Source organism: Burkholderia sp. 3C, assembly GCF_054589155.1.
In genome coordinates, this window is the sequence record NZ_BAAILN010000112.1 from 122,548 (window position 1) to 128,122 (window position 5,575).

5 protein-coding genes are annotated in these 5,575 nt (G+C 67.2%); 2 read left to right on the forward strand and 3 right to left on the reverse strand.

What is annotated here, in order from left to right; all coding sequences use genetic code 11:
- Both ACYP33_RS23070 and uilS read left to right on the forward strand, forming a co-directional pair.
- Positions 1–421: cytochrome b (locus ACYP33_RS23070; RefSeq protein WP_459624069.1), on the forward strand; the 421-nt coding region annotated here is incomplete at its 5' end.
- Between the two features lie 227 nt (positions 422–648).
- Complete coding sequence (uilS, locus tag ACYP33_RS23075; protein WP_414441553.1) at positions 649–1,509, forward strand: UilS family quorum-quenching N-acyl-homoserine lactonase; 861 nt, start codon at positions 649–651, stop codon at positions 1,507–1,509.
- Positions 1,510–1,581: 72 nt separating this feature from the next.
- Here uilS and ACYP33_RS23080 read toward each other — a convergent pair whose 3' ends face one another.
- From ACYP33_RS23080 to ACYP33_RS23090, 3 genes are all read right to left on the reverse strand, one after another.
- A complete protein-coding gene (locus ACYP33_RS23080; protein WP_459624070.1) occupies positions 1,582–3,750 on the reverse strand; it encodes a TonB-dependent receptor family protein in 2,169 nt (722 codons plus the stop codon).
- 500 nt (positions 3,751–4,250) lie between these two features.
- The gene (locus ACYP33_RS23085) at positions 4,251–4,556 is read right to left on the reverse strand and encodes a YciI family protein (protein WP_414441555.1); all 306 of its coding nucleotides are present in this window, start codon (positions 4,554–4,556) and stop codon (positions 4,251–4,253) included.
- A gap of 86 nt (positions 4,557–4,642) precedes the next feature.
- Positions 4,643–5,389 carry a hypothetical protein gene (locus tag ACYP33_RS23090; RefSeq protein ID WP_459624071.1) on the reverse strand — a complete coding sequence of 249 codons (747 nt, stop codon included), beginning with the start codon at positions 5,387–5,389 and terminating at the stop codon, positions 4,643–4,645.
- Positions 5,390–5,575: the final 186 nt, after the last annotated feature.

Here is a 5,575-nt window from a genome sequence, read left to right on the forward strand (position 1 = left end):
GGTAGTGGCGCGGCTCGTCTATCGCTGGCTCAGGCGCCGCGCCTATCCCGCGCTGCCGCCGACCCTCTCGCCGCCGATGCGTGCGGTGGCCACCGGCGTGCACATCGTGCTGTATGCCAGCGTGATGATGGCCACGCCGCTGTCGGGCTGGATCTGGAGTTCGGTGGCGGGGCACCCGGTGCCGGTGCTCGGCCTGTTCAACCTGCCGCCGCTCGCGGCCGTCGATCACGCGAGCTACGACCGCTGGATGTGGATTCACCGCGCGTTCGCCTGGAGCGCCGGCGCGGTGATCGTCGTGCATGTGCTGGCCGCGCTCAAGCATCATTTCATCGATCGCGACGAGATCCTGGTGCGGATGCTGCCGGGGCGGGGGCGCGCTTCGCCGCAGGCGTTCGGCACGGCCGTGCGCGACGGCGACTGACCGGCGACCCGCCGGCATCGGCCCGGCGGCTCCTGCCGTGCGAACCGCACGACGGCGGGGCGAAGCGCACGAAGCGGCGCATGACGAGGCGCTGCCCGAGAAACGCGGGTCTCTTGTATCATGGTCGCCCGCATCCGGCGCCAGGCCCTTGCCGGAGCGACGCTTCGGATCGCGAAGCGTTTCGCGCAGCCGGATTTCCCGCCCCTTCATTCCCAGCTTTCAATTCCATGCCGATTACCACTCATCGCACCGACAACGACATCGCGATCACGCTGCGCCGCCCGGAAACCGCGGGCGACGCGCCCGTCATCGTGCTGTGTCACGGGTTCTGCGGCATCCAGGAGGTGCTGCTGCCGCGCTTCGCCGAGGCGTTCGTCGCGGCCGGCTATGCCGCCGTCACGTTCGACTATCGCGGCTTCGGCGCGAGCGGCGGCGAGCAGGGGCGCCTGGTGCCGGCGATGCAGATCGAGGACATCGCCACGGTGCTGGCGTTCGTGCGCGCGCAGCCCGGCATCGATGCGGCGCGTATCGGCCTGTGGGGCACCTCGCTCGGCGGCGGCCACGTGCTGGCCGCGGCGGCGGCCGATCCGGCCGTCAAGGCGGTGGTGAGCCAGTTGAGCTTCGCCGACGGCGAGCAGGTCGTCACGCGCAGCATGAGCGCCGAGGAAAAGCAGGCGTTCGTGTCGACGCTTGCGCGCATGCACGAGAAGAAGGCGGCCACCGGCCGCGAGATGTTCGTGGCCATCACCAAGGTGCTGACCGACCCGCAATCGAAGGCGTTCGTCGAGGATGCGCGCCAGCGCTATCCGCAGATGGACATCAAGATCCCGTTCCTGACGGTGCGCGAGATGCTGAACTACCGGCCGGCCGCGCATGCGGCCCAGGTGGCGTGCCCGGTGCTGGTGGTGGTGGCCGGCGACGACGGCGTCAACCCGCCCGAGCAGGGCACGGCGCTGTACGAAGCGGTGGGCGCGGCGAACAAGGCGCTGCACGTGGAGGCCGGTGCGGGCCACTACGACATGTACGACGGCGCGCATTTCGACAGCAGCATCGCGCGCCAGCTCGAATGGTTCGGCGCGCATATCTGAAGCACGCCTGAGCATTCGAGCCAGCGGGGGCGCGCCGGGTCATGCCGGCGCGCCCCCGTTTTCATGCGACGCTCAATAGACGAAGCGCCCCTGCACGTACACCGTGCGCGGCGCGCCGACCATCCGGCCCGCGTTGCCGTCGACGTTGCGCGTGTAGTAGCGCGCGTCGCCCACGTTGTTGATGCCGGCCGTCAGCGTGCTGCCCTTCATCTTCGGAATCTTCCAGTCGGCCTGCAGGTTCCAGACGCGGAAGCCCGGCACGCGCCCGACGCTGCCGTCGGCCGATTCGGCCACCGTGTTCGCCGTGTCCGAGTATTGCGCGCTCTGGTGCGTGCTCGATACGTTGAAGGTCCACGCGCCGGTTTTGTAGCGCATGCCGAGGGTGTCGGTGAAGCGCGAATAGAACGGCACGTCGAGGCCCGCGAACTGCCCCGATTCCTGGATCGCCTTCGTGTAGGTGAAGTTGAAGTAGGCGTCGAGGCCGCGCAGCGGGCCGTCATCGGCGAATTCGTAATCGAACGCCGTTTCGATGCCCTGGTGATGCGTCGCGCCGATGTTCTGGAACGTCGCGGGCACCGAACCCACCACCTGCAGGATCTGGTTGTCGAAGCGCATGTTGAACGCGGTCACCTCGGCATGCACCTGGCGGCTGGTCCAGCGCGCGCCCACTTCGAACGTCCTGGCGGTTTCCGGCTGCAACGGGTTGCCGGACGACTGCGAATTGAGCTGCAGGTTCTGCACCGGGCCGAACGAGGTGCTGTAGTCGGTAAACAGCGTCAGCGTCGGCGTCAGCAGGTACGACAAATTCACGGCCGGCAGCGGCTTGTTGTTCTTCGAACCGAAGCTCTGGTTCAGGATGTCGTCGCGGCGCGTCGATTCGATGTGCTCGTAGCGGATGCCCGGCGTCAGGCGCCAGCGGCCGAACGCGATGCGGTCGTCGATATAGACGGCGTTCGCATCGGTCGAATTGTCGAAGCGCGTGGGGCTGCTGATCAGGCCGGTCAGGATCGACTGGTTGAAGCTGTTGTCGGTGCCGCGCTCGCGAATGTAGCGGTAGCCGACCGTCACGTCGTGCGCGGTCGGGCCGAGCGTCAGGCGCTGCGTGTAGCGCGGCTCGATGCCGTAGACCGAATACGTGCGCGGCTGGTCCTGCAATTGCGTGCGCGCCGCATTGATCAGCGAACTGGTGCGGTAGCTCTCGTTGTAGAAGGTTCGGACTTCGAATTCCTGGGTGGCCGAGATGGTGTTCAGGTAGCCGACGTCGAAGCCCTTGCGGTCGCCGTACCAGAAGTCGGTGGGCCGCGTGTTCTGGAACGGATCGGCGTTGTATTGCGCCACCGTCAGGCCGCCCGGCGTGTGCGATTTGACGTCGTAGTACGAGAACTTGCCGTACAGCTCGGAGCTGGGCGTCAGCTCGAAGCGCCATTTCAATTGCAGATCGTTGACGCTCTCGTCGCTGCCGACGCGCCAGTCGCGCCCGGCCATCCCCGAATACAGCAGCGCCACGCCGAGGCCGTTGTCGAGCTGCGTGCCGAGGAACGTGCTGTATTGGGTGCTCGCGCCGCCATGCGTGTAGACGTTCTCGCGCATCGTGGCGTCGGCGGTCAGGCCCGGCGTGTTCGGGATCTCGCGGGTGCGGAAGTTGATCACGCCGCCCACGTTCTGCGGGCCATAGCGCACCGAGCCGCCGCTGCGCACCACGTCGATCGATTCGATGTTGCCGAGGCTGATCGGCGCGAACGACATCTGCGGCTGGCCGTACGGCGCGAACGCGAGCGGGATGCCGTCGAGCAGGATCGTCGAGCGCGGCGCATAGCGGCCCGTCAGGCCGCGCACGCCGATGTTCAGCGAGATCGCGCTGCCGGCCGAGCCGGAGTTGTCGGTGGCCTGCACGCCGGGCACGCGGCGCAGCACGTCGCCGATGCTGGACGCGCCGCTCTGTTCGATCGTGTCGTGGTTCACCACGGTGCGCGCGCCCGCGAAGGTCTTCACGCTGTTCTGCAAGCCGCTGCCGAGCCAGTCGCCCGACACGTTGATGGCGTCGAGCGTGGTGTTCTTCAGCGCTTCCTTCAACGCTTCCTTCGGGGCTTCCTTGCGTGCTTCCCGAGGCGTGTCCTGCGACGTCGTGTCGGATTCCTGAGCAAATGCCGGATCGACCAGCGCCGCGCAGGCGAGTGCGGCGAGCGCCGCGCAGCGGGTCAGCCGGGTGGTGTCGGTGAAATGGCGGCCAGTCCTTGCCATGATGCGGTGTGTCCTGTTGTTGTGTTTCGAAACGGTGTTGCCGCCGGCTTCGCGGGTAGCGAACCTGCCGGGCCGCGCATCGTTCGCCGGGCTTGACGGCGAATGATCGGCGTTATTGGAATGAGAATCATGTCTATTTGCAGACGAATTGCGGCCGGTCGGACGAGTGTGAAGCGATGACGGGTCAGGGATCCGGGCACCACCGGGTTCGAGCGACCGGCGCAGGCCGGCAGGTACTACGGCTCGGCACGACGCCGCGGGCGCGACGGTCGTGGCGTCGTTCGCGGGTCGGGCTGAATGGGTCGATGCGTGGCTGTCGTACGGTGACGAACTGGCTGGGCGTTCCCGGCGGTCGAGCGACCGGGGAGAAATCGAGGCATCGGCACTATGCCATCGATTTTATTTCGGTATATGAAATATTTTGATGACTGCCATCTACCCGGTGGATGAATCGGGCGGGGCCGCCGGGCATGGGGCCGGGCGGCCTGTTGACAGGCGGATCAGGCCTCGGGCGGGAAGCCGACTTTCTGCGGATACAGGTTGCTGAACGGGAGGACGCTGCGCGAGCCATACACGCCTGCCCGCGTGTACGGCTCGCCGTCGAGCCAGGTGTGCACGGCTTCGCGCGAGTCGAAATCCATCACCAGCAGGCTGCCGGCGGGGGTCTTGCCGTCGTCGCCGAACAGCGGGCCGGCAAACGCGATGCGCTCGCCGGCGGCCGACAAATAGGCCTTGTGGGCGGGGCGGGTTTCAGTGCGGAGTTCGAACGAATTCGGACGGTCGAGCAGCGTGATGGCGAAGAGCATGGGCGGCCTTGGGGCGAAAGGGGGACGAAGGCCCCAAGCCTAGCACCGCGGGCTGCTCGGCGCAGCACCGCGATGCGCCGCCGCGCTCAGATCATCGAGGCGCCGGGCGTCTTGCCCTTGCTCTTGGCCGGTGCGGCCGGCGCCGCGGTGGCGTCGACCTTGCCGCTGCCGGCCTGGAACGACTCCAGTTCCGAAGTCATGCGTTGCGAGTGCTTGCCGTTGGGGTTGTCGAACTGCTCGATCGACTTCACCCAGCGGTTGATCTTCGGCACGTACCAGAACGCCTTGTAGAGCTTGCCCGACACATCGGTCGGCTTGCCGTTCGGCTGGGCCGGCGCGGTGTGGTTGGTCCACTGGCCGTTGCCTTCGATCTTGATCGCGTCGAAATGGCCGGCCGGCACGTCCACCGCCTCGTGGCCGACCACGCGCAGCGTGGTGTCGTAGGTGCGCGTGACCGCTTGCCCGTTCGGTTGCGCTTCGGTGTACTTGATACGCCATTGCTTGCCGGCCGTCAGCGGGAACGACAGCGGCTCGCTGATCACCGTCTCGACGCCGTTCAGCTCGCGCGAGCGGCTCCAGTTCGCACCGGCCACCGATTGGAGCGGCGGTTGCGTGGAGCCGGCCGTCTTGATCTCGAAGTAGATGTGATCGGCATCGGTGCGCAGGGCGACGATGCTGTCATGCGATTGCTTGGAGGTGTCCGCGCCGGTTTGCAGCGTGTTCAGGTAGGCCCACGTATCGCCGGCCTTGATGGCGGGGGCGGCGATCGTTTCGGCGTGGGAGAGCATCGGTGCGGCCAGCAGCGCCAGCATCCAGCAAGTCTTCAATTTCATTGTTTCGGGCATCCCGGGTTGGTCCGGCGCCGATTCTATTGAGGCCAGCTTTCGACTGGCCTTCGATCGGGCGGAACTGTGGCGCGGGTGCTCGGCGTGCGCCGCCGACATGACAACGTCATATTGCAGGGCGGCGGCGCAGGCCGGTGTCGCGCCGCGGGGCGCCCGGCCGGCCCGATCTGATCC